Source organism: Croceibacterium atlanticum (assembly GCF_001008165.2).
GTDB classification, from domain to species: domain Bacteria; phylum Pseudomonadota; class Alphaproteobacteria; order Sphingomonadales; family Sphingomonadaceae; genus Croceibacterium_C; species Croceibacterium_C atlanticum.
On sequence record NZ_CP011452.2, the window covers coordinates 325,205 to 350,715 of the forward strand.

Consider the following 25,511-nt stretch of genomic DNA (forward strand, 5'->3'; position numbering starts at 1 on the left):
AGTCCTCTCCGCGAAGATACAAACGCTTGGAAGGCTGACTTGCAAGCCGATTCATGATCGGCGTCGACTATATTTTTGCAAACGATTGTCGGCACTATTTTAAGCTCTTCGGCTTTTGCACCCTGATCCAGAATGTCGAGATTCAGCGCGAAACATGCGCTGTATTTTTCGCGCGCCGTAAGACCGAAGAAAACGATATCCTGCCCATGATCAGAAGCCCCCGAGCCGCCGCCTCCAGCCGATCCTGTTCGGATCGCCCCGAGAGTCTTTCAGAGGACTTCCGGCATTCCCTGCGGCGCTTCGGAAATGGCGTGACCATTGTGGCAACAGTGGATCGGCAAGGCCAGCCACGGGGACTGATGATGACGGCGGTCATGTCTTTGTGCATGGAGCCGCCTTCGATGTTGATCGCGGTCAACCGGGCCGCTTCCGCGTTGCCGTTTCTGCTCGAACGAGGTCGCTTCAGCATCAATATCATCGGGGCAGGCGAAGAAGAAGAATGCGCACGTTTTGCCAGGGCAGATGCAGAAACGCGCTTCGTAAACCATGACTGGGATTGCGGGACGGACAACATTCCCCGTTACCGGAGGGCGGCTGCCACGATCATCTGCGATATTGACGATGCCCGGCCCTTCGGCAGCCACATGGTCATCCAGGGGCTTGTTCGCGAAAGCTACTATGCGAAGGAGATCGGCGGCCTGGTTTATCTGGATGGCCGGTTCTTCAACGTGAAGGCGGGCGGCTGACAGATTCTAGCAGGGGCCCGGGCAAATGCACTGGACCGGGGATCGAGAATCAAGGCAGATGGTGAAAACCAGGTCGGCACCAGTACCGGCACATGGTTCGATAATGAGGGAAAGGAACTGTCTGACCATGAATATCCGCAACAGGATCAGCCTGATCGCCTTGGCTTTTGGCATGGGCACTGCGCCCAGCCATACCTTCGCACAGGCGGAGCCGGGTCTCGAATTCGCGTTCGAGGAAATCGTGACCCTGGGCCCGGGGCTTGCCGTGGGAGAAACGCCGCGGGGCATGCGCAACATGATCCCTATTACCGGCGGCACGTTTGAAGGGCCGGGCATAAAGGGCACGATCATTCCCGGCGGTTGGGACTGGCAGCTGACCCGGGGCGATGGATGCACCGAAATCGAAGCGGATTACATGCTGAGGACTGACGACGGCGTGGTCATCAATGTGATCAATGAAGGTGTGCTTTGCCCGCCTAAGGATGGCAAGCCGGTGCCGGTGCGGACCCAGCCGCGCTTCGAAGCTCCGCTGGGCAAATATGAATGGCTCAACAGCACGGCCTTTATCGGAACGCTGGAGATGGCGACCGGTCTGGACGAACCTGCGGTGAAGATCCGTTTCTACAAGGCGATCTAGCCCGCCCGCCTTCGCCGAAGGGGGGAGGTATCGGCCCGTCTTCCAGCCAGATCCTCGACCGCCTGGGTGGGGGCCGGGCCATGGCCCCCTTCCGGCATCACGCCGGCGGGTGGGCGGGGCATGTCTTGCAAGACTTCCAGCAGCCGGGCCTGCATTATCCGTATGGAAGATTCCGCTGCCGGCATATCTCCTGCGCGCAATGCCGCGACAATGGACCGTTCCTGATCGAGAAAGGACAAGGGGGGCGAGCTTTCATCCTGCCCGTCGCGTTGGAGTGCCTGGTAGGAGACAATGCTGCGGGCGAAGATGTCGACCAGCGGTGAAGCGGCGATTTCCGCCATCCGCTTTTGCAGGTTCACGAAGCGTTCGGCATCATCTTCTTCGCCAAGTATTTTATCCAGGGCGGCGAAATGTCGTTCGCGCTCATCTCCGGGCATCGCATCGAGCGCTGCCCCTGCCAGCCGCACATTCGCGGCATTGAGATCCCACACAAGATCGACGAGGGCGAGGGGGCAGAGGCGGCACGCCGCCAGCCAGGCGTAAACCTGCCGGATCACACCTATCGGCCGGGGTCGTTTTATCTCGTAACCACCGCTTCTGCCCAGGCGGGCCTGCACCACGTCCAGATCCTGCAGGATGCGTAGCGCCTGCCGAATAACGGATCGCGAAGCCGCGAATTCCTCGCACAGGGAGAGTTCGTTTCCCAGATAGGTTTCGCCACGTTCTGATGCGTTTTCGAGCATTTCCTGCGCGATCGCGAAAGCCCGAACACCGGCCGAACATGCCAAAGAGCTTTCGTGACCGCGAATTCCGGAAGATGGGATGGCGCCGAGCGAGGCGGCAATCATTCCCGGATCCTGCCGTTCGATCGCGCCGATCAACCCATGCGGAACTGGCCCGTCACCCGGTCCGCAGCTGATCAAGCTGTCGAGCACTTCGATATAGAGGAGGTAAACCGGATGGTCGCACGCACGCGCCAGCCATCTGCGAACCGGCTCGCCCTGTCGTCGCGCGGGCAGTTCTGCGGGGCGTTGCGCCAGTCTGTAGGCCAGGAGCAGGTCGAGCCCCGCAACACAATGTGCCAGTTGGCGGGCAGAAATGCCCGTTGCATGAAGATAGGCCGTCACGGCGCTGGCGGTGCGTGCCAGATCCGATGACAGCACCTGGATCCCGCCATTCCTGCCGCGCCTGACCTCGATGACGCCGCGATTGGCGAGCACGGAAATCGCTTCTCGCAATGCCTCCCGGCCCACGCCCAGGCGGCCGCGCAGATCGCTTTCCGATCCCAGCAATTCGCCCTCCGGCCAACCCCGTTCGCTGGCCAGCTTTTCGATCAGCCACGCAGTGCGAATAGGTGCGCTTTGTTCCGCCAGCCGCTCACCGCTGACCGCAGTATAGAAACTGTCGCTCCTGGCCGGCGGATTGTTCGCGGAAATCATGCGACTTTTTTTCAAGTTTCTGAATCCCTAAGCCGAAAGCAACCAGCGGAGACTGGTTTTGGAGAGGTGTTTGGGCGGCCAATCAAAATACTGCCGTCCAGCTGGGAGTATTCAGGACGCGGCCTTGATGGGCAAGTTCCCGTCAGATCCATGTCCGAATTCCCCGGCTGCTGAAAACTATTGCGGGATTGTAGCAGCGACTGCAATCGATTGCATGTTTTCTACCGCTCCCGCCAGTCCCACGGTCACGATGATGATTGCTGGAACAAATAAAGAGGGGGAGGCGATGATGCACATCAGAGGTTTGTTGTTGGGTTCCGTGGCATTTGCCGGGTTAAGTTCGGCATTTGCGGGTGCCGCATCTGCTCAGGAAAGGTCGCCCGCGACGGCACGAAGCAATTCCGCGCCATCCGAAATCATCGTCACTGCGCAACGCCGTGAAGAAAACCTGCAGGACGTTCCCATTGCCGCCACGGCGCTGGGGGGCGACGATCTGGATGCCAAGGCGGTGCAGACGATAGAGGATCTGCAATATGCCGCGCCTTCCGTTTCGATCACCGATCAGGGACTGACCCAGTCGGTAAACATCCGCGGCATCGGTATTGCCAGCGGTTCACCGGCGGTTGCCAATGGCGTTGCCACTTATCTCGACGGGGTGTTCCAGCCGCCGATCCTGACTTCATCCAGCTTTTTCGACGTCGCTTCGATCGAAGTCCTGCGCGGGCCGCAGGGGACGCTGGTCGGTTCCAATTCAACCGGCGGCGCCATTTTCGTGAACACTGTAAACCCAAATACCGATGGGGTGGAGGGGTATGCCAAGGCCCATTACGGCAGTTACGATTCCGTGGGTTTCGAAGGCGCGCTGAACATGCCGGTCACGGATACGCTCGCGGTCAGGGTGGCCGGGATTACCCAGTGGCGAGACAGTTATTACGAGGATCTGGGGCCCTTCGACAACGATCCGGACAGTCTGGACGAACAGGCCGTGCGTGCGGGCGTGATGTGGCAGCCGGGGGCTTTTCGCGCCCTGGCCAAGGCTGAATGGATCGACAAGAATACCGGCGGATACGCTTATCGTCCGATTGAGGGCAGCGACTTCGAGAATGCCCGCACCGACGATATCCGCGAGCTGACCTACAACGCCCCCACCCTGAATCACGAGCGGGCCGTCAATTCCAGCCTCGAGCTGCGTTACGATCTGGACAGCGGGATCGTTCTGCGATCTGTGACCGGATATACGAACAAGCGCATCAACAATCTGTATGACAATGATGGCGCGCTGGCGCCGTCCGATACGGATCCGACGGCGAGCTTCAACCAGGTGCAGGACCAGTTCGTGCGCGAACGGCAATGGACCCAGGAAATCAACATCATCTCCCCCACGGAGGGCGCCTTCAACTGGATCATCGGCGGCTATTACCAGAAGAACAAGGTCGATGTGATCATCGAGAACCGCAGCGGCGATATAGTCGGCGATCCGACCGAAATCGTGAATTATCAGGACAAGCTGACCCTCGGCGTCTTTGCGCAGCTGGGTTACTGGCTGACCCCCGCGCTCGAACTGCAATTGGGCGGGCGGTATTCCCATTATACGGTCGATAGCACCGGCAATGTGACGATCGGTTCCGAAGGTCCGGTTTTCGGGCCGGATGGGCTGGTGGTGGCAGACCTTGCCGGCGATCACGAGGATGGTCGCCCGACTGGCAAGATCGCTCTCAACTGGACGGTGAATGACGATAATCTGATCTATGTATTTGCCGCCCGCGGTTACAAGCCGGGGGGCGCCAATAACGCCACGTCGGAATTCGGACCGGAAACGGTCTGGGATTACGAGATCGGCTGGAAGGCGAACCTGTTCGATCGCCATCTGCGCACGCAGCTGGGCGCGTTCTACATGGACTATAAGGATTTCCAGTTCGATGCGCTCGACCCGGTCACCGGGCAGACTGGCGTGGTCAATATTTCGAATGCGACGATCAAGGGCTTCGAAGTCCAGGCCCAGGCGGTGTTCGGCGGATTTTCGCTGGATGGCGGCATCGCATATGTGGATTCCGAACTGGACCCGGTCAGTATCGTGAACAGCCGCGAACTGCCCAATATCGGCCAGCTTGGGCCGCAATGTCCGGCCGGTACGCCGTCCAGCCCACCGGCCTGTTTCGATTATCAGCCCTTCCTTGGGACTGCCGGGGGCGGACCGAACCTGTTTTCCCCGAAATGGTCATACAATGCGGGCGCGCAATACGAGTTTCTGCTGGGCGGCGATGCATCGCTGACGCCGCGGATCAATTACGCCTATATCGGCTCGCGCTGGACCAATCTGTTCTACAACCCCCAGCTCGACCGGCTGGCTTCCCGCGGTCTGCTGTCGGCCATGGTGACGCTTCGCTATGATGACTGGACGATAGAGGCATATGGCACCAACCTGACAGACAAGGAGTATGTCAGCGGGCAGTCGGGCAATAACGAATTCTACGGCGCCCCGCGCGAATTCGGTCTTCGCGCTTCGGTGAGGTTCTGATCATGCGGACATTCCAATTCGCTTCCGCAGCAGCGGCGATTGCCCTGCTTTCTTCCTGTGCGGGGACGCAATCTTCCGATTCGGGCGAGCTGTCAGGGGCGGCCGCGGGATCGGTGGAGCGTTGCACTGCGCTGGCCCAGGGATCGGGGCTGGACTGGCCCGATCCATCCACCCGGATCCTCTCTGCCACTTATCGCGAAGCCGGCCCGCTGGAAGCACCGCCGGGCATGGCCGGTCCGCCCGGGCCGCCGGCCATGCTGCCTGCGCATTGCGATATTATCGGGGTGTCGCAGGAACGTAGCGGCGTCGACGGGCAGGATTATGCGATCCGTTTCCATTTGCGCCTGCCTGACCGGTGGAACGGCCGCTTCTTCATGCAGGGCGGAGGCGGGACCAACGGCAATCTGGGCGATGCCGTGGGAAGCCTCAGAGCGGGAACGCCCGCATTGGCGCAGGGCTATGCCGTCCTGTCGCAGGATTCCGGCCATGACAACGCCACGAACACCGTACCGGAAAGGGGTGGGCAATCGGCCTTCGGTTTCGATCCCAGGGCGCGGGCCGATTACGGCGGAGATTCGCTGGAGGTTTCCACTCTTGCGGGAAAGGCCCTGGTCCGCAGCTATTATGGCAGCGATCCCAGCTACAGCTACTTCGTGGGATGTTCCAAGGGCGGCCAGGAAGGCATGGCGCTGGCCCAGCAATATCCGGATCTGTATGACGGGATCATCGCGGCCGCGCCGGGCTTTTCCCTGCCGCGTGCCGCCGTGGCGGAAGCCTGGAACACGCAAGCTTTCGCGTCCGTGGTTCGGGCCCGTGGCGAGGAAGTGAGCATGGCCTCCTTGCCCAGTGCCTTCAGTGCGGGCGATCTCAACCTGGTTCGCGATGCGGTGCTGCAAGCGTGCGATGCCCTGGACGGGCTCGAAGATGGCATCGTCGCCGCTTATCGGCAGTGCGGTTCCGACAAGGTGATGCCGCGCCTTCGCAACCTGCAATGTTCACAGGGCAAGACCGATAATTGCCTCTCCACTGCGCAGATCGACGCTTTGCAGGCCATCCGGCAGGGCCCACAGGCGAACGACGGGTCGCAGATCTATCCCGGTTTTCCGTGGGATGCGGGCTGGGCGGATCTTGGCTGGCGCATCTGGATGACGGGGGCGCCGGAGATTGGCGCGCCTTCGATCAATGTGGCGATGGGCGCGCCTTCCCTGGCGGCCGTATTCAGTTCACCGCCGCGCGCGTTCGAAAGCGTCGATGGCAATCTTGCCTATATGCTCACCTATGATTTCGACAGGGATCCGGCTGCCATCGACGCGGTCGTGGCGCCGTTCAAACGTTCCGCGTGGGAAGATATTTCCGCACGTTCCAGCAATCTCGATGCCTTTCGCCAAAATGGCGGCAAGCTGATCGTGCCGCACGGCGTTTCCGACCCGGTGTTTTCGATCAGCGACACTTTGCAATGGTGGGACGAGGTGGATGCGCGCTACGACGGTTCAGCCAGCGAATTCACGCGGGTTTTCCCGGTACCGGGAATGGGCCATTGTCAGGGCGGCCCGGCGACCGATCAGTTCGATGATTTCAGCGCCATCGTGAAATGGGTTGAACAGGGGGAAGCGCCGGATCGCCTTGCGGCTGCGGCTGGTCCGATGTCACCCTGGCCGGGGCGGGAGCGGGCCCTGTGCCCCTATCCGCTTGTGCCGAGACCGATAGATGACAGCACGGAAGGCGATGAAAACGCAGCAGCTTTCGTCTGCAAAACCTGACCGGGACAGGCAGGCAAGGCCAGCGTGGCGACAGCGTTCAGGGAGGAAGCGGAATGGTCCGGGGCAAACTTTGGGGCATTGGGCTGGTGGCCGCAATGGCCGGCCTGCCAGCCTGGATGCTGGTGGGGGCAAGTGGCGAATTGTCCGCGCAGACCGATCGGCGCGATCCGGGGGAGGCATGTGCCGCCTTGTTGCAGATTGGCCATCCCGGCATCGAACTGACCGGGGGTGAACTGATCGCAGCCGGCCCGGCGCCCGCGCCGCCGGGTTCGGCGGCCGCCCATCTGCCTGAACATTGCCTGGTCCGCGGTATGATCGACAGGCGGATTGGTGCGGGCGGGCGCGAATTCGGTATCGGCTTCGAACTGCGTTTGCCGACTGACTGGAACGGACGCTTCCTGTTCCAGGGCGGTGCCGGGCTGGACGGGCAGGTTACGCCTGCTTTGGGAACGATTGCCAATTCGGGCGGCCCGCCTGCACTGGCGCGCGGTTTTGCAGTGGTTTCCACCGATAGCGGCCATCAGGGATCCATGATCGATGCCAGCTTCGGTCTCGATCAACAGGCCCGCGTGGATTACGCCTATAACGCGTTGGGCGAGGTTACGGCCGAGGCCAAGCGTTTGCTGGCTGCCTTCTACGGAAGCGGCGCCGAATATTCCTATTTCATGGGCTGTTCCAATGGCGGGCGGCAGGCGCTGGTTGCCTCGCAACGGTTGCCGCTTGAATTCGATGGTATAGTGGCGGGCGATCCGGCCATGAGTTTTTCCCGTCTGGCGTTGGGCGAAGTCTGGAACATGCAGGTGCTGGCGCGGATCGCACCTCGGGACGAGGAGGGGCGCCCCATCTATTCGCGCGCCTTTTCGGACGATGATCTGAGACTGGTGAAAGAAAGCGTGCTCGACCGCTGCGATGCGCTTGATGGCCTGGCAGACGGGATGATCAATGATTGGCAGTCCTGTGATTTCCATCCGCGTGAATTGGTCTGTTCTCCCGGGGCGGAGGACAATTGCCTCGGTGAAGATCAGGCCAGCGTGCTCGATGATCTGATGCAGGGACCGAAGACCGGTTCCGGAAGGCATATCTACGGCCCGTTCAATTACGACACCGGCATTGCTTCTTCCGCATGGCGCGGAATGCGCCTGGGAACGTCGCAGACTGGGGAGCCGAACTCGGCGGATTCCAGCCTTGGGCTTGGCCAGTTCCGCTTTCTGCAACTGACCCCTCCGGAACCGGACTGGAACCCGCTCTCCCCCTACGATCTGGACGAAATGCTTGAACGGCTGCGGCATCAGGGCGGCATGGGGGATGGGGACAGCCCTTTCCTTTCCACCTTCGTGCGGAAGGGAAAGATGATCGTCTATAACGGCCTGTCCGATCAGGGCATGGCCACACCGCATATCGCGCGATGGTATGAAGACATGGTGGCGGCGAGTGGTCCTGACGCGCGAGAGGCCGTGCGGCTATATGCAGTTCCGGGAATGCTTCATTGCGGTGGCGGTGAAGCGACCGACAGTTTCGAGATGCTGGATGCGATCACCGCCTGGGTGGAGCAGGGCGAGGCACCCGAAAGGATCATTGCACGCGGGGACACGATGCCGGGTGTATCCCGCCCATTATGCCCCTATCCTGCGGTGGCGCGCTATCTTGGCGGCGATCCGGATCAATCCGAAAGTTTCGTTTGCAGCGAATAGGGTATCGCGGCGCCCTGTTTGGGCGCCGCGATCGAGCATGGCTATTCAGAAACCCTTGCTTTCATAATCCCAGTCCGAAACCAGGCACAGGCGGCAATTCTCGCCGGCAAATGTCCTGCCGGAAGCTTCGTCCCCACGCAGGCGCCAGTCCAGCCAGTCCACGGAAATGCTGGCGGCGGCCCCGCCAAATGGTTGGCTGAAAGTGCCGCCATGCCCGACGGGCAGGTTTACGATGGCCGCGGGGATGTGACCGATGCGGCGGAAATCGTCCATTCCGTTGGCATAGGCGATATCTTCCTCCCCGCCCTGAACATACAGGATGGGGAGCCGCAGCTTGTCGAGATGTGTCTTATCCAGCTTCATGCCGGGAATCTTGTCATCATCATCGGGCAGGATGCCGGTGTTGTTGCCGATCACGGTCTGCACACGCGGATCCGCCCCGACTTCCAGCGCCTGGATGCCGCCGCAGCTGTGACCTGCCGCAGCAATTGCAGACTGGTCGATTAGGCCGTGATATTTGCTACCGGCCAGGCCGTTTTGCGCAACGGCCCAGTCGATTGCATCGATCATGTCCTGTGCCGAAGTGGGGGAAGGCGGGAACTGCCCCTCTTGCGGGGCAGGTCGCGCCTCTGCGCGGCGCTTCGCCTCTTCCGGTTCATACCCTGATGCGATGACCAGATAGCCGTGGCTCGCAATTTCCAGAAGATGCGCGCCATGCGGAGCCGGGTTGTCGCTACACCCGCCATTTCCCCACACCAGAACGCCAAGCGGTTGCCCGGTTGCCTTTGGCAGGGCGGAGGGGCGGAAAATGACATGCCCCGGCAATGTCGGATCGACTTCGCTCATGGCGGGATAAGGGCCGCTGCCACCCGTCATGTCCGCGCCCGGCCCGTTCTGCGCGGCGGCCATGCTGGCGCAGGCGGCAAATGCTAGTGTGATCGTGCTTTTCAGCCTCATTTTCCAATCCCCCATGTTCAGGCCTTGCGGCTTTTTTGTTTAATTTCCGGGCGCTATCCCGTCTTGTTGATCCAATTTGAATATTCCCAGGTCAATGGCATTCGCCATCAGCATATTCCCGCGGTCGTTTGGATGCACGTGATCGCCCGGATCGATTTCCGGAAGAAGGCGCAGGGGATCGTCCCGATCCCGGGTCGCCGCGTCGAAATCGATCACGGCATCGAAGCGGCCGCTATTACGGATCCAGTCATTGACGGTGCGGCGCATGGCTTCGCCCTCGGCCGAATAGAAGGGCAGGCCTCTGGTCGGGAGAATGGTACCGCCGGCCACCTTGATGCCGTGCAGGTGTGCGCGTGCAACCAGTTGATCGAGACCGGCAATTATTTCTTCGGCGGTCGTGGCCTGGCTTTCAGCCATTCCCGGCATGATGGACATGTTGATGTCGTTGATGCCCTCAAGGATGATGACCCATTTCACGCCCGGCCTGCCGATCACATCGTCACCGAAACGCGCAATTGCTGCGTCTCCTGCGCCGGTCCTGAGCACGCGATTGCCGGAAATGCCCGCATTGACGACGCCCCAGCCGGACAATTCCGGATCCTTCTGCAGCCTTTCAGCCAGCAGGGCGGGCCAGCTTGCATGGGCACCGGCAGTGGTGGCGTAGCCTTCCGTGATTGAATCGCCGAGCGCGACGATCGTGGCGGCATCCTGCCGGGCGGGAACGCTCAGTCCCTTCAGCCAGAAATACGAACCTGTGATCTGCGCATCGTCCATCCGTTCCGCAGCCGCGCGATCGCCGTCCACGACATAGGTGGGCATCAGGGCGAGCGGATCGACCGTGTTGGCGGTTGTCGTGTGGGGCAGGTGGATGGAAATTGCCACTTCGGCGAGTGCGGGCAAAGCCAGCTCAACCGGATCGCTGACCGCCTTTGCACCGGGATGAAGGATCAGCTCATCCTCGCCCCCGAAGGTGACTTTGCGGCTGGTCCCCGGCACCAATGCACTGCCGCCGGCGGAAAGCGCCGCATGGACCGATGCCAGGGTCACGGCTTCGCCCCCCTGCGCATTGGCGAATTCCAGGCGGAAACGATCGCCACCAGCGCTGGTCCGCACGATCATCCGAATGGTCTGGTTGTCGAAACTCGCGGGGTAGGGTTCAAATGGTGAAGGGACCGGCGGAGGGGGAGCATCCTCTCCCGAAGGCGCTTCGAAAGGTGGCGGAGGAGCGGGGGCCAGTGGCAACGGCGTTCCCCAGCTTTCAATCCAGCGATCCTGTGCCGAAACAGGGGAAGAAAATGCCGCCGCAAGCAAGATGAAGACTGCCGCCGATCGCGGAAAGTGCATGAATCCGTCCCCCGGAAGATTATTTGTTCTGCCAAGTCTAGCCAATTCATTCACCTGCCGCAAACGATTGCATTGGCGGTGCCTGCAACCCTATTACCTGTGTCCGGAGATACTGGAGAAGGGGGAGAGGACATGACCATTCGGACAATAGGGGCGCTGGCTTCGGGGCTGCTGCTGAGCATTTCCCCGGCGGCTGCTGCCGCGCAGGAAAGCGCCGGACCGGAAATGGGCCGTGAATTTGCTGCCGTGAACGGCACGACGATCCGCTGTCCTCTGCCTCAGCCTCCGAGCGAGGAACAGCAGGCCGCACAATTTGAAACGCGCCCGCGCGATCTTGATCAGATGTCGGCCGAGGCTGCAAAGTTCTTTAATTCCGACAGTGAAATAGGCGCCGCTTTTCGCGCCAGGCAAGCAGAACAGCGGGCGACCGACTGGCCGTTTCTGTGCCGTTATCGCGATGCCAATGCGATGCTTGCCGAAGCCGGTTATCGCCCGGATGTGGTTTTCATGGGAGATTCCATAACGGAAGGCTGGATTCAGGCTGATCCGTCCTTCTTTGAAGGCAATCACTATGTGGACCGGGGGATTAGCGGGCAGAGCAGCAGCCAGATGGTCGCGCGTTTTCAGCAGGATGTCGTGGCCCTGGCGCCCAGGGCAGTTCATATTATGGCAGGCACCAATGATATTGGCGGGGCGACCGGCCCGATCACGGAAGATGAGTTTGCCGGCAATATCCGCGCCATGCTCGATATGGCCCAGGCCAATGATATCGAGGTGGTTCTGGCGGCTATCCCGCCCATGTCGCGCCTGTTGCCTCGCCCGGAATTCAATGTGCGGCCAGTGGTTCTGCAACTGAATGCGCGGCTGGCGGAACTGGCGGAGGAATATGGCGTCCCCTTCGTCGATTATTACACGCCCATGGCGCTGCCCGATGGCGCATTTGATCCGCAACTGGCGAATGACGGGGTTCATCCCACGCGGGCCGGCTATGCAGTGATGGCGCCGCTGGCGAAGGCCGCACTGGACAATGCGTTGAAGGTTTCATCCCGCTGAAACGGGGTGGCCGCCCCGCGCAATCGTTGCACGGGGCGGCCGGTGGACCCGGCAGGGCCGGTTCCGGGAGGTTGTCAGTAGGAATTCATCCGCAGGCGGAGCCCGATGGTCCGCGGCGTCGGGCCGGATCCTGACAGAGGGCCGGTTGTGCCCAGGAATGTCGGGCCACGTTCGTCCGTGAGATTGTTCCCGATCAGGGCCAGTTCCCAGGGGCCCCGGCGAACGCCGAGCGTCAGGCTGATGAGATCGTAGGGATCCGCGACCAGCCCGTTTGCCTGCAGCCGGTCGCCGCTGTGGCTCAGCGAAATATTGCTGAAGCCGTCGAAACCGCTGGCGATTTCCCAATTGTAATTGGCATCCAGGCGAAAGTTGTTGGCCAATGTGTTGAGCAGGCGCGCACCGGGATAGAGCAATGGCTGCGCATCGGCCACGACCTCGTTGACCGTGTCGTATTCGCTGTCGTTGATATTGCCGACAAACCCGAGATTGAGGCCTTCGATCGGTGTGTTCCAGCGGACTTCCAGATCAATGCCCATCGTGGTGGCATCACCGAAATTGGCGAACCCGTCCACTCCGTCGATACCACCCGTCACCGAGGTTTGCAGGTTGGTGTACTGGAGGTGATAGAGATTGAGCCCGACATTCAATGACCGGTCGGGATTGCGCCATTTCAGACCGAACTCGTAATTGGTGGAGGATTCCGGATCCAGCGCCACTTGTGCCGGAACCCCGGCGATCCCCAGCGATTCCACCTGCACACGCGATTGCACGATCCCCGGCCGAAAGCCTGTCGCGGCCGAAATGAACATCGTCAGGTCGTCGCTGGGGAGATAGGAAAGGTTGAGGCGCCATGTCTCCACGCTCTCCTTGGTCGGGACTTTTCCGGTACCGTCTTCGAAAGCGCGATCGTCGTGATAGGTCCGCAAACCGACAAGCGGAACCAGCTTGCCATCGAACAGTTCGTAGCTGATTTCCCCGAACACGGCCCAGTTTTCGGTCAGCGTGTTGTTATCCGCATTGATCGTGACGACCGGGAGAACGAGAGCGTTCTCCTGCGGGCCTTCCCCGTCCTGATAGGCTGCCCCTACGACCCAGTTGAACGGCCCGCTTCCGGCAGAGTTCACGCGCAATTCCTGCGCGAACATTTTCGGCAGGAACTGACTGGAGAAGGAGCCCGAGGGTGAAAGCGGGATATTGATCCCGAATTCACCTTCGAGGTGGCTTGTCGCACTGGTCACGGTGAAGGCGTCGAAATGGGCGGTGGCCGTCAGGCTCCACAGCGTGAAATCGCCGTTGGAAAAGCCATCCTGCCCGGCAGTGTTTTCGAAATAGGGCGGCTTCACAGAGGCGGTGAAGCCGGTGAAATCCTGCCGCGGGCGGAAGTTCCAGTATTGCGCGCGGATATCGACATTGTCCCAGGGGCGCAGCAGGGCGACAACCCTGATGTCGTCATTTCTCGCACTGTTTACGTTGGTCTGGTCCGGCGTACCGTCATACGGGCCGAAATAGGCATCGGCATAGCCGGCATCGCGGGAAAACCCGCCGCTGGCCCGGATGGCAAACCTGTCTTCGACAATCGGAATGGAAAGGGCTGCCGCCGCCCCGTAATTCAGCTCGTCAGCGCCTGTCGTCTTCGACGCTTCGGCCTCGAAAGCATATTCGATATTGTTGAGGTCCGGATCACGCGTGTGGAAGATGAAGACGCCGCCGGATGAGCCCTGTCCGTAGAGGGTGCCCTGCGGTCCGCGCAGCACTTCCACACGTTCCATGTCGATGAAGCGTACGGGCGGCGCGATGCCGAAATTGGTGACGATGAACGGGGTATCGTCAAGATAATAACCGATCGGGGAATCGCCGTTCTGGGTGACATTGCCGCGCAGATTGTAGAAGCGCGAAGCGTTCGACTGGCGGAACCCCTCCTGTGCGCCCGGGACGCTGGAGACAAGATCGCCGATCGTCGTGATGTTGCGTTCCTTGAGGGTTTCCCCGCTGAACGCCTGGATTGCCAGCGGCACCTGCTGCAAGGATTGCACGCCTGCCTTCTGGGCGGTCACGATGATCTCGTCAGAACCGGCCGGGGGCGATTTTTCTTCGCTTTCTTCCCTGTTTTCGGACTGATCAGACTGGTCCTGCGCCTGAGCCGCCGCTGCCGCCAGACTGGACACGATCGCCAATGCCGCAACCGCGGTGCGTAGATGCCTCACAACTCCCCTCCTGCACGATACAAACGATTGCCCATCTTCAAAAGCGGGCTTCAGCGCAGAAAACAACGAAGTCAGCCTGCGAGTCAACCGAAAAGAACAATCGATTGCATTGGGGCGCGTCGGGAGGGCGCCTGCGCTAGCGGTTCTTGCAGGCCAGAGGATTCAGTTCTTTGCGGTGGATGCGCGCGCGACGAGGGTGGGCTTGAGTGTCACCGAATGCGCCTCTTCCCCTTGCATCCGGCGGAAGACCAGATCGACCAGTGCATCGGCGCCCGCTTCCAGATCCTGCCTTATCGAGCTGAGCGGGGGAAGCGTTCGCCGAGCCATCTCGAGATCGTCGAACCCTATCACTTTCACATCTCCGGGGACCGCGCGTCCACGCTCGACCAGGGCCTGGATCGCCATCATCCCGATCGTGTCGGACATGGCGAAAATGCCATCCAGACTGTCTGCCAGATCCAGGAAGCCGGATATCTCCTCGATCGCTTTCTCGGGCACGAAATGAACGGGCAGATTCGCCCCCACCGCTCCCTGGCCCATATCGCGCAGCGCCTCGCGAAATCCCTGCAGGCGCTGTTCAACCTCGGGCACTGACGGATCACCGAAAAAGGCAAGCTTTCGGCAGCCTTGCTCCAGCAGATGCTCGGCCGCCATCCGGCCGCCCAGCCGATTGTCGCTGCCGACAGAGCAATATTCCTGTTCAGGCAATTGGGCGCCCCAGACGACCAGCGGCGGATAGGATCGCGCCACGCTGTCGATCACTTCTGCCTGGTTCGACTGCCCGATGATTATCATGCCATCGACCCGGCCCGAATCCGCCAGCTGGCGGAGCCATGATGGGTCGCTGGGCACGACCCGGCTCAGCAGCAGATCATATCCCCGATCAGCCAGCCGGTCAGCAATATGGCCAAGCAGCGTCATGAAGAACGGATCGGAAAGATGCTGCGTCTTTTCATGGCCCAGCGGCACGATCACGCCAATGGTTCCGGTCCTGCCCGTGCGCAGGTTGCGGGCCATGCTGCTTGGCTGGAAATCATGGTCGGCCGCCAGCTTGCGGATCCGGTCGCGCGTCGCCTGCGATACCTTTCCGGTCCCCGCCAGGGCGCGCGACACGGTCGCTGCCGAAACGCCGGCCAGCTTGGCCAGGTCATGGATATTCTGCGGCCTTTGCGCGCCGCCATTTCGTGTCGAAGCCTTCTTCGGGGGCAAGGGAACCTCTGCTCGCTCAATCTGGCCTGCATCCGACGCTTTGCACGCGGAGAGGTCAAGCGGGAATCGCGCTTTCCTCCCGGTGAGGTATTGCCATCGCCAATGCGGCGGCCGTCGGCTTGCCTGGTCGGAAAGATGCAGCTATTGCATTTGCGCAATCGATTGCAAAGAACGATCGCCGGGAGAGACCATGCTTGAACTTTTGACCGCCATCGTTGCGAGATCCGGCCTGCGCCAGGCTGCCTTGCTTGTTCTGGCGGCCCTGTTGCTTCCGGCGGGTTTCGCCGCACCGGCCCTGGCCGGGGAAGATACTGGCCAGTTGCTTGTGGGTGCCGCCAGGATCGATGTCACTCCCGGCGAAGATGAAATGCCGCAGAACATGACCGGCGTTCTCGACCCGCTTCATGTACGCGCGATTGTTGTCGGCAATGATATCGAAAAGGCGGCGATGGTAACCGTGGATGCCGGGATGCTTCCCACGGATGCGTGGCGGCGCCTTGGAGAGCGGGCCGAGGCCGAACTTGGCATTCCGCGAGAGAATGTGATGTTGACGGCGACCCATACGCATTCGGCGCCATTCGTGCGTTCCGGTGATTTCGAAGAACGCATCTTTCAATCCATGGCCGAAGCTGCCGCCTCCATGCAGCCCGCGCGCATGGCGTTTGGTACCGGCATTTCTCACATCAATGTCAACCGCAACATCATCGACCCCGAGACGCGTCGCTGGTGGGAAGGCCCGAATTATGAAGGGCCTTCCGACCAGACCGTTGCGGTCCTGCGGTTCGAGACACTCTCGGGCGAGCCGATCGCGGTCTATTACAATTATGCTGTTCACCCGGTCATCACGGGAACGCTGGACATGATCAGTGCCGATATTCCGGGTGCTGCATCGAATTATATCGAGGAATCGCTTGGCGGAGACGCCGTGGCGGTATGGTCCAGCGGTGCTTCTGGCGATCAGAACCCGATCTTTTTCCAGCAGACTTACGATCTGCGTGAAATCCGTATCGCCGATTATGCCCGTCGCGGTGAAGATATCAGCAATGCCATGCCGCCCGGCGGCCAGGGGCTGGATCGCAGCAATCCGAAGGTGCGTCTGCTGCTCGATCAGCAAAAGCGGATCAACAGCGCTCTTGGCCTCATGCTCGCAGAAGAAGTTCTTCACGTGATGCGCGAGGGATTACAGCGGCCAGAAGAGCGCGTTACCATTGCCGGCGCACTGAAAACGGCGACCTGTCCCGGCCGCCGTCGACTGGACGAGGGGCGGGCGGGTTATGCCGGCACGTATGAAGATGCCGATCCGATCGATCTGCAACTCAGCCTGTTGAAGATCGGCAATGTCGTGATCGGCGGCGTGGACGCTGAAATCTTCACCCTGATTGCCCAGCGCTTCAAGGATGAATCGCCTTACAGGAACACGATGATGGCGACGCTTACGAATGGCGCGGCCCGTTCCGGCTACATCCCTAATGATGCGGCATTCAACCAGCATACTTTCGAGGTTGTTTCATCCCGCCTGAAGCCGGGCTGCGCGGAGACGGCCATTGTCGAAGGCCTGCTGGATCTGATCGACAGAGCAGGGGGTGAATAGCGTGCAGGGGCAGAAAACAGGCACGCTGCGCCTGATTGGAATTGCCGCGTCCATGGTTGCGGCAAGCCTGCCTGCTGCCGCGTTTGGCGAAGAACCTGAGGATGACAGGATTGCCGCTGACGGCACCATCCGTCTGGACGGGGTGAATGTTCCGCTTTCCCAGTTCACCAGCCCGGAAGGGCGGGCCTATCTGCGCCACCTAATTCTGAACAAGCCCTTCGGCACGCCATTACCCGATATCGAGGCCGAGCGCGTCCGCCAGGACGAGATCATGCACGGCTTCCTGAAGCCGATGCGGGAACGCTATGCTGTTGCCGTTGCGGAGGAGGAGATCGGCGGCATCGTGACTGACGTGGTCACCCCGGCCGAAGGCATCTCCCCCGAAAACGCCGACCGGGTGCTGATCAACCTGCATGGCGGCGGTTTCGTCACGGGCGGACGGTCGGCTTCCCTGGTGGAATCGGTTCCGCTGGCTGCGCTGATGAAAATCAAAGTGGTTTCGGTCGATTACCGGATGGCCCCGGAACACGCATTTCCCGCCGCGAGTGAGGACGTCGCGGCGGTCTATCGTGAACTGCTGAAACAGTATGAGCCTTCCCGTATCGGCATTTACGGATGTTCGGCAGGAGGCCTGCTGACTGCACAATCCATCGCCTGGTTCCGCGCCAACGATCTTCCCAACCCTGCGGCGGTCGGTGTCTTCTGCGCTTCGTTGAGCGGATATTTCGGCGGGGAATCCACGGTGCTTTCCGGTCCGTTGACCGGCAATCTGCCGCGTTTGTCGGACAGTGTGGCCGCTCCGCCCGCCGGCGATGATAGCCCCGGCTATCTCGACGCTGCCTCCACGGACGATCCGCTGGCCTATCCGCTGGCTTCCCGCGAAGTCGTGGCGGACTTCCCGCCGACATTGTTCATTACCGGCACTCGTTCCTTCGAATTCTCCTCGGCGCTCAATTCCCATAACCGGTTGGCCTCGGCAGGAGTGGAATCCCGTTTCCATGGCTGGGAAGGCATGTTCCACGGCTTCATCTACAATTCGGAATTGCGTGAATCCCGCGCGGCTTACGACATCATGGCCGACTTCTTTCAAACCCATCTGGCAGAGTAGAACCATGGCAAGCAGACAGGGCCCGGCCGAAGCCGGTGCGGCGGTGGGCAGTTCAACGCTGCTGAAGATCCTGGTTTTCGCGATGTTCGCGATGTTCGCCATGACCACCGATTCCGTCGGGACCGTGATTCCCGAAGTGATCCGCCAATTCGATCTTGGCCTGACTGCCGGTGGATCGTTTCAATATGCGACCATGTCGGGCATTGCGATCTCAGCCATCGCCCTGGGCTTCCTGGCCGATCGGCTGGGCCGCAAGGTCACTATCCTGATCGGATTGACCATGTTCGGACTGGGATCCGCGCTGTTCGCAGCGGGGAACGATTTCCTGTTCTTTGTTTCATTGCTGTTTGTTTCGGGTCTTGGAATCGGCATTTTCAAGGCCGGAGCGTTGGCGCTGATCGGCGATCTTTCACGCTCCACCCACGAACATGCCCGGACGATGAACCTGATCGAGGGCTTCTTCGGCGTCGGTGCCATTATCGGCCCAGCCATCGTGGCCTATCTGCTGCAGGTGGGCGCAAGCTGGACCTGGGTCTATCTGATCGCCGCGGCGATGTGCGGCCTCCTGATACTCGGTTCGGCCACGGCCAGATTTCCGCGCCCGGTGATCGCCAGGGACAAGGCGACTTCCCCGACAGAGGCGATCCGCCTCGCGGCCGATCCCACTGCGCTGTTCTTCGGGACGGCGCTGATGTTCTATGTCGGTGCGGAGGCGGCCGTCTATGTCTGGGCTCCGACCTATCTGGCGGATTATTCAGGTTCCTGGGTGGCTCTTGCCGCCTATGCCGTGTCGATCTTCTTCGTGCTGCGCGCGGCCGGCAGGTTCGTGGGTGTCTGGCTGCTGTCGCGCATGAACTGGACCACGGTCCTCCTCCTGTGCAGCACGGCAATGGCATTGTTGTTCTGGGCGGCGGTCATCGGTGGGCGGGAGGTTGCAATCTTCGCGCTGCCTGTGACCGGACTGTTCATGTCCGTGCTTTATCCCACGATCAATTCGACCGGCATCAGCTGTTTCGACAAGGGGCGTCACGGATCGGTCGCCGGGCTGCTGCTGTTCTTCACCTGCCTGAGCGCGGTCTTCGCGCCGCTGGCAATGGGCGCATTGGGTGACTGGCTGGGCGATAGCGCCTACAGCATCGTGCTGGGCGCGGTGATGGCCACGCTGCTGGTGGTGCAATGCGCCTGGAACGCAGCCCGGCAACCATTCGCCGCGCGTCTGGCGCAGCGCAATCTCGACGATTATCACACCGCGGAAGTGGAAGCCGCCCCGGTAACGGGGTGAGCCACGGGACAGGGCGGAAAGATCAATCCGCGCCGCGTGCAAAGGCCCGGCGCAAGGCATCCATCTTTGCTGCGGTGAAACGCTGCGAAACCGCCGCGTCCGGAACTATCCGATCAAAGGCATGGAATGCGCGCGGCACGACGAGCAGTTCCGTCGGTACGCCGGCTTCCGTCAATCGGGAAGCGTATTCCACGTCTTCCTCGACGAACAGGTCGGCGCCGCCCACGCCGATCCAGGCTGGCGGAAGGCCGGACAGATCGGGGATCCGCGCGGGTACACCGGCCACCGGGATTTCGGTGCCGCCCGGCTTCGTTCCCAGAAACGCCTCCCACCCGAAGCGGTTGGCCGCTGCATCCCACAGGATTGCACCGATCCATGGCGGCATCTGGCGGGTCGATCCGGTCCGGTCGTCCAGCATGGGATAGACGAGCGCCTGGAACAGCACCGGCACTTCGTCTCGATCGCGTGCGGTAATTGCCAGTAATGCCGCATGCGTTCCGCCAGCGCTTTCCCCCAGCAGCGCAATGCGCGATGGGTCCGCGCCGAGTTCCACGGCATTTGCATGCAACCATCTGAGGGCCGCATAATTATCTTCGATGGAACCGTCATAGCGGGTTTCCGGGGCAAGCCGGTATTCGACCGTTACCAGCAGGCAATCCAGATCGCGCGCCAGTTCCTGCAAATACCGCAGCTCCCCCTCGGCAGAGCCGAGAATGTGGCCGCCGCCATGAGTATGGAGAATGGCTGGCCGCGATCCTGCCTTGCCGCCATTCACGACATAGACGGTCACGGGCGGCAATCCGGGGGCGCCCGGAATGGTCCGCTTGCTGACATCTATTTCGGGCAGGGTAGGCTGCGCACTGGCTTTCCCTTCTGCGCGCATTGCGGGGAGGGCATCGCTACTGAGAGCGAGATTCCCGCCGGCCAGCAACTGCCTTGCCGCCGGGCGCAGCTCAGGGTCGAGATAAGCGATGGGATCAATGGTGCCGGAATTGCCACGGGCCAGAAGCGGTGCCGTGCCGAAAGCTCCGATCGTTGCCGCTGCGCCAATGCTGGCGCCCATGAAACTGCGTCGGTCCATCATCCATCTCCCCTCGCTGCCTTTTTTGCGGTCTTGTACATAAGATGTGCCTGTCAGTCGAAATGCAAGAGTAAATGCAATCGATTGCCCTATGATGTTCCTTTGTCTAAAGCGATGTTGGCAAAAAAGGTTTTCAGTTGCGGAGGTGGCTTGCCAGTGCGGATTCACCGGATGGGCATGAATTGTCGAAGCGCGGCAGTACGCAGGCAGGGGGCGTTGTCTTGAAGGGGGCGGATTTTCCTGCTGTTTCTTCGCAACCGGCGGAAGCCAGCCTGTCTGCCTGGACGCCTGACCATGTGAAGTCGATCGGCGCTGACGGGGCCTGTCAGACGGCGCCTGTGCTCACGCAGGATGACTTTGCGCGTATCGCCTCCGATGTGGATTTCTGGGACGCCTGGCCCATTCAGGAAGCGGCCGGGATGCCGGCGCGCCTGGCAGATGGATCGACGCTGTGGATGGCACTCGGCGCGCCGCATTTTCCCGATCCCGAAATGCGGCATGGGCACGCACGTATCCATCTGCTTCGGCTGTCAGGCGATGAATGGCAGCATCTGGGCCATGCCATGCCGGATGGATTTTCTCCCGGCAGCCGGGAGTGGTCGGGTTCCGCGGTTCTCGACGGGCAGAGCGACACGGTCACGCTCTATTTCACCGCTGCCGGCCGGAAGGGCGAAGCTGAACCGAGCTTCCTGCAGCGCATGTTCGTGGCGCGTGCCACTCTTGGCGGCGATTGCGAGGCACCCTGTCTGGTGGACTGGCGCGATCTTGAAGAGGTCGTGCAGCGTGACCCTGCGCAATATATGGCGAGCGAGGCGGGAAGCGGCAGGATCGGGACGATAAAGGCATTCCGCGATCCAGCTTTCTTTCATGACGACAAGAGCGGGCGGGACTATCTCTTCTTCGCTGCGTCCGCTGCGCAATCCTCTTCCGCATTCAACGGCGTCATCGGTGTTGCCGCGGCGCAGGATGATGCCGGATCGGATTGGGAGACATTACCGCCGGTGGTCAGCGCGGATGGGTTGAATAACGAACTGGAACGTCCCCACGTGGTTCGCCATGAAGGGCTGTATTATCTGTTCTGGTCCACCCAGTCCCATGTGTTCGATCCGCAGGGGCCGGTCGGGCCAACCGGCCTCTACGGGATGGTTTCCGAAAACCTGCTGCATGGATGGCACCCGCTCAATGGCAGTAGCCTGGTATTCGCCAATCCGCCAGAAGCACCGCGCCAGGCCTATAGCTGGTTCGTGATGCCGGACCTGCAGGTGACCAGCTTCGTGGATGATTGGGGCACTGCTTCGCAGAATGGCGGCCCCCGGCGGTTCGGGGCGACCTTCGCCCCGATGCTGCAATTGTGGCTCGACGGAGACAAGGCGGGGCTGGTGAAGCAGGAGGGCGGGGATGGCGCGGCTGGCCGGCGTTGAACTGGGCGGCACGAAATCCATCGCCGTGCTCGCGGATGACGATAGGATCGTCGCGCGGGAAATCTTGCCGACCCTTGAACCGGGTTCAACCCTTCCGACCATAAATGCGATTTTGCGGGGATGGTGGGACGAAGCGCCCTTCGCTGCCCTTGGCATGGCATCTTTCGGCCCCTTGCAACTTGACCCTGGCCGGGAGGGGTTCGGCACGATGCTGGCAACGCCCAAGCGCGGGTGGGACGGCGCGCGCATTGCGGAAGTGCTGAGCGCTGGCCTCGATTGTCCCTGGTCGATCGATACGGATGTAAACGCTGCGGCATTGGCGGAATTCCGGTGGGGCGCGGGGGCCGGGTGCGGGGCAATCTGTTATATCACCATAGGCACTGGCGTGGGTGGAGGCCTGCTCCTTGACGGCAAGCCCGTACACGGCGCGATGCACCCCGAAATCGGCCATTTGCGCCTCCGCCGTGCGGCTGGGGACGATTTCCCGGGCGTGTGTCCATTCCACGGGGATTGTATCGAAGGGCTTGTCAGCGGCCCGGCAATAGCCGCGCGTTTTGGCATGGCTGCACCGGACGTGCCTGACGATCATCCGCTTTGGACCAATGTGGCGCATGATCTTGGCGAGCTAGCCTGTGCGGTCATACTGACCCATTCTGCGAACCGGATCCTGTTTGGCGGCACGGTGTCCCTGGCGCGGCAGTTCCTCCTTTCGCAAATCAGGGATCATGTCGTGTCGCGCCTGGGGGATTATCTGCCTGCTCTGGACGATGCGGGGGCGCGGGACAGGATCCGGATTGCGTCTCTCGGCGCCGATGCCGGGCCGATGGGTGCTGTGGCACTGGCTCAATCGTCCTTGCAGCAGCGATGAAAAAGCTGCCGGCGGTGCCGCGCGCCTCTTCTGTAATCAAGTAAACCCGACCGAAGATACATCCGTCCGGGAACCCTCCGCCGGTCCGAAGCTTGAATTGCTGAGGAAACCGGATTCGATCTTCGATCATTTGCCGGAAACAGTCTCCGCGCCGAGGCGGCTGGTTCCTGGTCTGCTTCGGTCAGGGGCAGCGCGGTGACGTTGACGGTTTCCCTTGTAACTAATAATATGTCGCCCGGATAAAAGATTCATACGGGAGCAGAGGATGCCCAAGGACGATGCAGAGGCGGCGGCGAACCGGCCACGTCTTGCGTTGCATGTCCCCGAACCGAAGTTCCGGCCCGGCGACAAGGTTGATTTCACTTATCTGGACCTTCCCGGGGCAGGCGAACAGCCGCGCCCGGACGAAGCCTGTGCCGCAAGCGAGACGAATCCGCTCTGCACGGATCTGATCCGTGTCCTGGGCGATGACAATCTGGCTCATGGCCCATGGGATCCGCGGCTCGCGCCCGAAAGATTGCGCGGGATCCTGCGCGAGATGGCGCTGGTGCGGGCCTTCGATGCACGGATGTACCGGGCGCAGCGGCAGGGCAAGACCAGCTTCTATCTCAAATGCACGGGTGAGGAGGCGACCTCGGTCGCGGCGACCCACGCGCTTGATTTCGAAGACATGATATTCCCGTCCTATCGCCAGCAGGGCTGCCTGATCGCGCGCGGCTATCCGATGCTGGAAATGGTCAACCAGATCTATTCCAACCGGGCAGACAAGTTGAAGGGCCGGCAATTGCCGATTCTCTATTCGGCGAAGTCGGTCAATTTCTTCTCGATCTCCGGCAATCTGGCCACGCAATTGCCGCAGGCGACCGGCTTTTCCATGGCCAGCGCCATTCGGGGCGACAGCAAGATTGCCGCGGCCTGGGTGGGTGAAGGATCAACGGCAGAAGGGGATTTCCATTCCGCCCTGACATTCGCGGCAGTCTATAACGCGCCCACCATTTTCAACGTGGTCAACAACCAGTGGGCGATTTCCAGCTTTTCCGGTTTTGCCGGGGCAGAGCGGACGAGTTTCGCGGCGCGCGCCATTGGCTATGGCATTGCCGGGTTGCGGGTGGATGGGAACGATCCCCTGGCCGTCTATGCGGCGGAACGCTGGGCGGCGGACCGGGCGCGGTCGAATAATGGCCCGACCCTGATCGAGTTCTTTACCTATCGGGCGGAAGGGCATTCCACCTCCGACGATCCCAGCGTCTATCGCAGCGCAGAGGAATTTGCCGAATGGCCGCTGGGCGATCCGATCGCGCGGCTGAAGAATCACCTTATCGCCATCGGGGAATGGTCGGAAGACCAGCAGGCGGAAATGGATCGCGAACTGGCGGAGCAGGTGCTGAAAGCCACCAAGGAGGCCGAGAAGAACGGTATCCTCGGCCACGGCCTGCATCATCCCTTCCACACCATGTTCGAGGATGTGTTCGAGGAACTGCCCTGGAATTTGCGCGAGCAGAGCAAGGCGGCGATCCGCGAAAGGGAAATCAAATGGCCGGAGTAAGTTCGGACGAAGATCCCGTGACCCTGGCCGATGCGCCGGTGCGCGATCTCAACATGATCGACGCGATCAATGAAGCGCTGGACGTCATGCTGGAGCGTGACCCGGACGTGATCCTGATGGGCGAGGATATCGGCTATTTCGGCGGCGTGTTCCGCTGCACTGCCGGCCTGCAGGAGAAATATGGCAAGACGCGGGTGTTCGACACGCCGATCAGCGAATGCGGCATTGTCGGCGTGGCGGTGGGGATGGGGGCCTATGGCTTGCGCCCGGTGCCCGAAATCCAGTTTGCTGATTATATCTATCCGGGGCTGGACCAGATCGTGAGCGAAGCGGCGCGATTGCGTTATCGCTCTGCCGCGGAATTTATCGCGCCGATGACAATCCGCAGCCCCTTTGGCGGCGGGATATTCGGTGGCCAGACGCACAGCCAGAGCCCGGAGGCGATCTTCGCCCATGTTTCCGGCCTCAAGACGGTCGTGCCCAGCACCCCGCATGACGCGAAGGGCCTGCTGATCGCCGCGATCGAGGACAATGACCCGGTGATGTTCTTCGAACCGAAGCGGATCTATAATGGTCCTTTCGATGGATATTACGACCGTCCGACCAAATCATGGAAAGGCCATCCCGGCGCGGCCGTTCCGGAAGGCTATTATTCCATTCCACTGGGCAAGGCGCGTATCGTGCAGGAAGGCAATGCGCTGACCATTCTCGCCTATGGCACGATGGTGCATGTTGCGGAGGGCGTGTGCCGGGAGAAGGGCGTCGATGCCGAGATTCTCGATCTGCGCACCATCGTTCCGCTGGATATAGAGGCTGTGGAAAAGTCGGTGGAGAAAACAGGCAGGTGCCTGATTGTCCACGAAGCGACGCGCACGGCCGGTTTCGGCGCCGAATTGTCGGCCCTGGTGACCGAACGCTGTTTCTACCATCTCGAAGCGCCGGTCGAACGTGTGACCGGCTTCGATACCCCTTATCCGCATAGCCTCGAATGGGCCTATTTCCCCGGCCCGATCCGCATTGGCGAGGCGATCGACAAATTGCTGAGCGAGTAGGCCC

The 25,511-nt window shown here is 61.2% G+C and carries 19 protein-coding genes; 13 read left to right on the forward strand and 6 right to left on the reverse strand.

Annotated elements, in window-relative coordinates:
• The first annotated feature begins 53 nt into the window (after positions 1-53).
• Both WYH_RS01615 and WYH_RS01620 read left to right on the forward strand, forming a co-directional pair.
• A complete protein-coding gene (locus tag WYH_RS01615) occupies positions 54-746 on the forward strand; it encodes a flavin reductase family protein (RefSeq protein WP_046902437.1) in 693 nt (230 codons plus the stop codon).
• 127 nt (positions 747-873) lie between these two features.
• Positions 874-1,383, forward strand: coding sequence for a DUF3237 domain-containing protein (locus WYH_RS01620; RefSeq protein ID WP_082347741.1), 510 nt, complete (start codon positions 874-876; stop codon positions 1,381-1,383).
• Here WYH_RS01620 and WYH_RS01625 read toward each other — a convergent pair.
• Entirely contained in the window at positions 1,380-2,822 is a 1,443-nt protein-coding gene (locus WYH_RS01625) for a FadR/GntR family transcriptional regulator (RefSeq protein ID WP_046902438.1), read from the reverse strand. The genes WYH_RS01620 and WYH_RS01625 overlap by 4 nt on opposite strands.
• Positions 2,823-3,108: 286 nt before the next feature.
• Here WYH_RS01625 and WYH_RS01630 point away from each other — a divergent pair, with 286 nt between their 5' ends.
• The 3 genes from WYH_RS01630 to WYH_RS01640 are packed head-to-tail and all read left to right on the forward strand — an operon-like array spanning position 3,109 to position 8,791.
• Positions 3,109-5,340 (forward strand): TonB-dependent receptor, encoded by a 2,232-nt coding sequence (locus WYH_RS01630; RefSeq protein WP_046902439.1) that lies wholly within the window; start codon positions 3,109-3,111, stop codon positions 5,338-5,340.
• 2 nt (positions 5,341-5,342) lie between these two features.
• Positions 5,343-7,100 (forward strand): tannase/feruloyl esterase family alpha/beta hydrolase, encoded by a 1,758-nt coding sequence (locus WYH_RS01635; RefSeq protein WP_046902440.1) that lies wholly within the window; start codon positions 5,343-5,345, stop codon positions 7,098-7,100.
• A gap of 53 nt (positions 7,101-7,153) precedes the next feature.
• Positions 7,154-8,791: a tannase/feruloyl esterase family alpha/beta hydrolase gene (locus WYH_RS01640; protein WP_053833343.1), complete on the forward strand. Its 1,638-nt coding sequence runs from the start codon at positions 7,154-7,156 to the stop codon at positions 8,789-8,791.
• Between the two features lie 45 nt (positions 8,792-8,836).
• On the opposite strand, the gene WYH_RS01645 is transcribed toward WYH_RS01640, so the two are convergent.
• Both WYH_RS01645 and WYH_RS01650 read right to left on the reverse strand, forming a co-directional pair.
• Entirely contained in the window at positions 8,837-9,748 is a 912-nt protein-coding gene (locus WYH_RS01645) for a dienelactone hydrolase family protein (protein ID WP_235979726.1), read from the reverse strand.
• A gap of 39 nt (positions 9,749-9,787) precedes the next feature.
• Positions 9,788-11,092 (reverse strand): SGNH/GDSL hydrolase family protein, encoded by a 1,305-nt coding sequence (locus tag WYH_RS01650; protein WP_082347745.1) that lies wholly within the window; start codon positions 11,090-11,092, stop codon positions 9,788-9,790.
• Between the two features lie 132 nt (positions 11,093-11,224).
• On the opposite strand from WYH_RS01650, the gene WYH_RS01655 reads away from it, so the two are divergent.
• Entirely contained in the window at positions 11,225-12,145 is a 921-nt protein-coding gene (locus WYH_RS01655) for a GDSL-type esterase/lipase family protein (RefSeq protein ID WP_053833344.1), read from the forward strand.
• A 74-nt stretch (positions 12,146-12,219) separates the two neighbouring features.
• Here WYH_RS01655 and WYH_RS01660 read toward each other — a convergent pair whose 3' ends face one another.
• Positions 12,220-14,349, reverse strand: coding sequence for a TonB-dependent receptor (locus WYH_RS01660; protein WP_046902442.1), 2,130 nt, complete (start codon positions 14,347-14,349; stop codon positions 12,220-12,222).
• A gap of 162 nt (positions 14,350-14,511) precedes the next feature.
• A complete protein-coding gene (locus WYH_RS01665) occupies positions 14,512-15,558 on the reverse strand; it encodes a LacI family DNA-binding transcriptional regulator (protein WP_082347746.1) in 1,047 nt (348 codons plus the stop codon).
• A 190-nt stretch (positions 15,559-15,748) separates the two neighbouring features.
• Between WYH_RS01665 and WYH_RS01670 the strand changes: the two genes are divergently transcribed.
• Genes WYH_RS01670 through WYH_RS01680 form a run of 3 tightly spaced genes read left to right on the forward strand, consistent with a single transcriptional unit; the run spans position 15,749 to position 19,539 of the window.
• Positions 15,749-17,149 (forward strand): neutral/alkaline non-lysosomal ceramidase N-terminal domain-containing protein, encoded by a 1,401-nt coding sequence (locus WYH_RS01670; RefSeq protein WP_046902443.1) that lies wholly within the window; start codon positions 15,749-15,751, stop codon positions 17,147-17,149.
• Position 17,150: 1 nt separating this feature from the next.
• Entirely contained in the window at positions 17,151-18,257 is a 1,107-nt protein-coding gene (locus WYH_RS01675; RefSeq protein ID WP_156320041.1) for an alpha/beta hydrolase, read from the forward strand.
• A 4-nt stretch (positions 18,258-18,261) separates the two neighbouring features.
• Positions 18,262-19,539 (forward strand): MFS transporter, encoded by a 1,278-nt coding sequence (locus WYH_RS01680; protein ID WP_046902444.1) that lies wholly within the window; start codon positions 18,262-18,264, stop codon positions 19,537-19,539.
• A 22-nt stretch (positions 19,540-19,561) separates the two neighbouring features.
• On the opposite strand, the gene WYH_RS01685 is transcribed toward WYH_RS01680, so the two are convergent.
• Positions 19,562-20,623, reverse strand: coding sequence for an alpha/beta hydrolase (locus WYH_RS01685; RefSeq protein ID WP_156320042.1), 1,062 nt, complete (start codon positions 20,621-20,623; stop codon positions 19,562-19,564).
• A 134-nt stretch (positions 20,624-20,757) separates the two neighbouring features.
• Here WYH_RS01685 and WYH_RS01690 point away from each other — a divergent pair, with 134 nt between their 5' ends.
• From WYH_RS01690 to WYH_RS01705, 4 genes are all read left to right on the forward strand, one after another.
• Positions 20,758-22,041 (forward strand): glycoside hydrolase family 68 protein, encoded by a 1,284-nt coding sequence (locus WYH_RS01690; RefSeq protein ID WP_235979730.1) that lies wholly within the window; start codon positions 20,758-20,760, stop codon positions 22,039-22,041.
• Positions 22,019-22,909: an ROK family protein gene (locus tag WYH_RS01695; protein WP_046902445.1), complete on the forward strand. Its 891-nt coding sequence runs from the start codon at positions 22,019-22,021 to the stop codon at positions 22,907-22,909. Before WYH_RS01690 ends, WYH_RS01695 begins: the two co-directional genes overlap by 23 nt.
• Positions 22,910-23,174: 265 nt before the next feature.
• Positions 23,175-24,455 carry a 3-methyl-2-oxobutanoate dehydrogenase (2-methylpropanoyl-transferring) subunit alpha gene (locus WYH_RS01700; RefSeq protein ID WP_046902446.1) on the forward strand — a complete coding sequence of 427 codons (1,281 nt, stop codon included), beginning with the start codon at positions 23,175-23,177 and terminating at the stop codon, positions 24,453-24,455.
• Positions 24,443-25,507 carry an alpha-ketoacid dehydrogenase subunit beta gene (locus WYH_RS01705; protein WP_046902447.1) on the forward strand — a complete coding sequence of 355 codons (1,065 nt, stop codon included), beginning with the start codon at positions 24,443-24,445 and terminating at the stop codon, positions 25,505-25,507. Before WYH_RS01700 ends, WYH_RS01705 begins: the two co-directional genes overlap by 13 nt.
• Positions 25,508-25,511 lie beyond the last annotated feature (4 nt).